Raw genomic sequence first — 3,379 nt, 5'->3', positions numbered from 1 at the left:
GGGCGTCCGTCAGTACGAATCGTTCCATCCGAAGCTTGAATCATGTTCAAGCCGCGGGTGGAATCCTGAATCTCAACAGGCCTTAGCGAACACGGCATTGCGGCCACCGGACTCGTGTCGAACAGAACGCCCGGGCGGATTCCCGGTCCCGCTGCGCCGGCACGCCAAACTCAAAGGAACAGAACCATGGAATTCAGGCCAAACACCCTTTCGCATGCGATTGCCGGAGGGCTGATGCTGACCGCATCCGCCTTTGCTATCGCAGCTTCTGCGCATGAGACCGTCCAAACTGAATTCTACAAGCCCGGCATCGCCTTTGCTGAGGGTGCGGAAACCGCCTCGGCGGGCATTGGGCCTCCTCTCTATGAAGGGCTCGGCGACATGACCATGCCTGTCACCACGGACAGCGCTGAGGCGCAGGCCTACTTTGATCAAGGCCTTCGTCTGACCTGGGCATTCAACCACGCCGAGGCGCGGCGCTCCTTTCAGGAAGCCCAGAGGCGGGACCCGAACTGCGCCATGTGTTTCTGGGGCGAGGCGTTCGCGCTCGGCCCGAATATCAATGATGCCATGCGCGATGAGGCAGCGGCTCCCGCCTACGATGCCATACAGCGCGCACTGTTGCTGAAGGACGGCGTGACCGTAAAGGAACGGGCACTGATCGAGGCGTTGACCAGGCGCTACGGGGCCAATCTGATGGCGAGCCGGCCGCCGCTCGACAAGGCATGGGCGGAAGCTATGGACAAGGTGGCCAAGGCATACCCGGACGACGCCAACATCCTCGTTTTCTACGCCGACGCACTGATGAACCTGCAGCCATGGGACCTGTGGAAAGCCGATGGCCTGACGCCCAAGCGCAATGCCGCCGAAATCGTCGCGACCCTGGAACACGCCCTTGATATCCACCCGGCGCATCCGGCCGCCGCCCATCTCTATATTCACGCGGTCGAAGCGTCAGCGACGCCCGAACGCGCGGAAGCCGTCGCCGACCACCTGCGCGGCGCCATGCCTGCAGCCGGGCATCTCACCCATATGCCGGCCCACATCTATGCGCGGGTCGGGCGGCATCAGGATTCCATGCAAGTCAATCGCGAGGCGATCGCGGCCGACGAGGCATTCCTGGCACAGGCCGGCAGAGTCGCCAGCCCACTCTATCGCTATGGCTACTATCCTCACAATCTGCACTATCTGCTGGTGTCGGCACAGATGGCGGGGGTACGCGATGACGTGATCTCCTCCGCCGAAAAGCTCGTTGCCGTGACCTCCGACGAGGTGTCGGATGAACTGGCCTGGGTGCAGGCGATCAAGACGGCGCCGTACAGCGCGCATGCCCAGTTCAGCACTCCGGAGACCATCCTGGCTCTTACCGACCCTGGCGACCGCTTTCCCTTCGTCAAGGGCTACTGGCACTACGCGCGCGGCATCGCCTTCGCCTTCAATGGCGACCGCAATGCGGCGGCAGGTGAAGTCGAGGCGATCGAGCGCCTGATCGCGCAGGCGGTTATGACCGGTCTCGAGGAGCAAGGTCTGCCGGCGAGGGACGTGCTCGGCATTGCCGGCCATGTGGTCGAGGCCCGCATCGCCCAGGCGCGTCGCGACTATGGCGCGGCGGAGCACCGCCTGCGCGAGGCAATCCGCCTGCAGGACGGCATCTCGTACATGGAGCCGCCCTATTGGTACTATCCGGTGCGCCAGACGCTCGGCGCCGTTCTTCTCCAGCAGGGCCGCGCAGAGGAAGCCCTCGCCACGTTCGACAAGGCGCTTAACGAGATGCCGCGCAACGGCTGGGCGTTGTGGGGTCTCATTCAGGCGCAGATCGCGGCGGGCGAGCAAAATGTCTCCGACCTCGAGGCCACGTTCGCCGAGGTCTGGCTCGGCAACGAGGCCCTGCTCGCCCTCGATCACCTATAGCAGGCAAGCAACTCCGCAAACTGTGCGGCGCTGCCGCTCTTCGTCTTCGCGATGGCGTCACGCCGTAACCGGCGTTTCCAGTTCAAGCTCAACCAAGGAGAATTCCGATGATGGGTTTTACTGGAGCTGCCGGGCGCCGGCGCGGTGCATGTTCAAACGCCTAACGGAAATCGGCTTCTGTCAAGGTGTAGGAGGTGCGGCGTCCATAAGAATAGGCTTCACGTGCGACATCGTGGATCGACCCGTTGCCCGGCAGTGTTAGTGCGGCTGCCTCGACGAAGAACGGCACCTCGAACATGCCGTCATGGCCGATGAAGCGGACGGCATTTCGAACATCGTCAAAGCTGCGGCTCCGATTTGGAAATTCCAATGTCACGACAGAGAGTCCTCTATTTTTGATAGTGTAGATCGGGCGCGTGTAGTGTGCCGTCCGTCATTGCCACGACGGTTGAGGGAAAACATGCGATCAGTTGCTTCTAGCCGGCTGAGGCCGGTTGTGGTCTGACCGTCTACCTGCGCTGGAACGCCGGTAAAGACATGGTAGACCGTCCAGCACCGGTCCGCTTCGATGCGGCGGGCATATTGTTCGTCCAGGCAATCACGCCCGGGGGCGCCGCCCTCATTCTCCCAGATGCCAATCGCGCGGACGTTCCTCAGCCTCTCGGTATCGTTGCAGACGTTCACGATCGCAGCCTTCCTTCGTCCATTCCCTGGGCATTCAAGAATGCCGGAATAGAGCGTTGCGCCCTTCTCGTCGGTGATTGTTACCGAGTCCGGCCGCTGCGGCATTTCGAGGGTCCGCAAAAGCTGCCGGGCAATCCCGATCGCGTTGTCGAGATCAGCAGCTTCCACAGACTCGCGACCGACAATGGCATGTGCGTCGTCAGCGTCACGGGTGCGGTGGAATTCGATCACGATCTTCATAGCAGTCCTTCTGCATATTGCAGTGGCACGAAGTTCCTCAGGGCTTGCGCTTGCCGCGTGGGGCATTGGCGTCCGCGGCGAGCTTGATCTGGTTGCTATAGGTCTGTTCAGGTTTTGGCGGTGCCTTTTCCTGCTTCGGCTTTCTGATCTCGCGATTGCTTCGTTTCTGTCCCTTGGCCATGGCCGAATGTCCTTTCGATGAGATTTTCGCCGTCACCGGATGGCGACATGCCGACCGGTTCAAGACTGTTTTGCGTCGTCACCCGTTCATGACGTTCGTCGTCGTTGCGGATGCGGTATTGGGGTGAATCTCCACTCGGCGGGAGCATGCCGGTGATGTGATAAATTTCGGTGGGCAGGGCCGGTCTACCAACCCCGTCCTTCAGCCGGACAGTCTGCCCGACGGTGAAGAGATGCGTTGGGGAGGCCCGCCCGGTCGGGTGGGTGGTGCCTCGGCTAGGAGCGTGTCTGAGTAGTCACTGGTCAAGCGGGTGCGAGTCTGATTCCTTGCTGGGTTATGAGCAAGGACTTTCGCCTCTGGAAG

4 protein-coding genes are annotated in these 3,379 nt (G+C 61.7%); 1 reads left to right on the top strand and 3 read right to left on the bottom strand.

Translation table 11 applies throughout. The features are described from left to right. The first annotated feature begins 186 nt into the window (after positions 1–186). Positions 187–1,911 carry a tetratricopeptide repeat protein gene (locus GM909_RS25660; RefSeq protein ID WP_157020366.1) on the top strand — a complete coding sequence of 575 codons (1,725 nt, stop codon included), beginning with the start codon at positions 187–189 and terminating at the stop codon, positions 1,909–1,911. A gap of 160 nt (positions 1,912–2,071) precedes the next feature. Here GM909_RS25660 and GM909_RS25655 read toward each other — a convergent pair whose 3' ends face one another. The 3 genes from GM909_RS25655 to GM909_RS26210 form a co-directional block, all read right to left on the bottom strand. After that, positions 2,072–2,287 carry a DUF1488 family protein gene (locus GM909_RS25655; RefSeq protein WP_157020365.1) on the bottom strand — a complete coding sequence of 72 codons (216 nt, stop codon included), beginning with the start codon at positions 2,285–2,287 and terminating at the stop codon, positions 2,072–2,074. After that, positions 2,284–2,835, bottom strand: a complete 552-nt coding sequence (locus tag GM909_RS26455) for a hypothetical protein (RefSeq protein ID WP_328600487.1) — start codon at positions 2,833–2,835, stop codon at positions 2,284–2,286. Before GM909_RS26455 ends, GM909_RS25655 begins: the two co-directional genes overlap by 4 nt. Before the next feature lie 107 nt (positions 2,836–2,942). After that, positions 2,943–3,221 (bottom strand): hypothetical protein, encoded by a 279-nt coding sequence (locus GM909_RS26210; RefSeq protein ID WP_407941370.1) that lies wholly within the window; start codon positions 3,219–3,221, stop codon positions 2,943–2,945. Positions 3,222–3,379: the final 158 nt, after the last annotated feature.

The organism is Mesorhizobium xinjiangense, from assembly GCF_009749525.1.
Lineage (GTDB): Bacteria > Pseudomonadota > Alphaproteobacteria > Rhizobiales > Rhizobiaceae > Mangrovimarina > Mangrovimarina xinjiangensis.
Note: the sequence above shows the minus strand (reverse complement) of the source record. Positions and strands in the feature narration are given on the sequence as shown.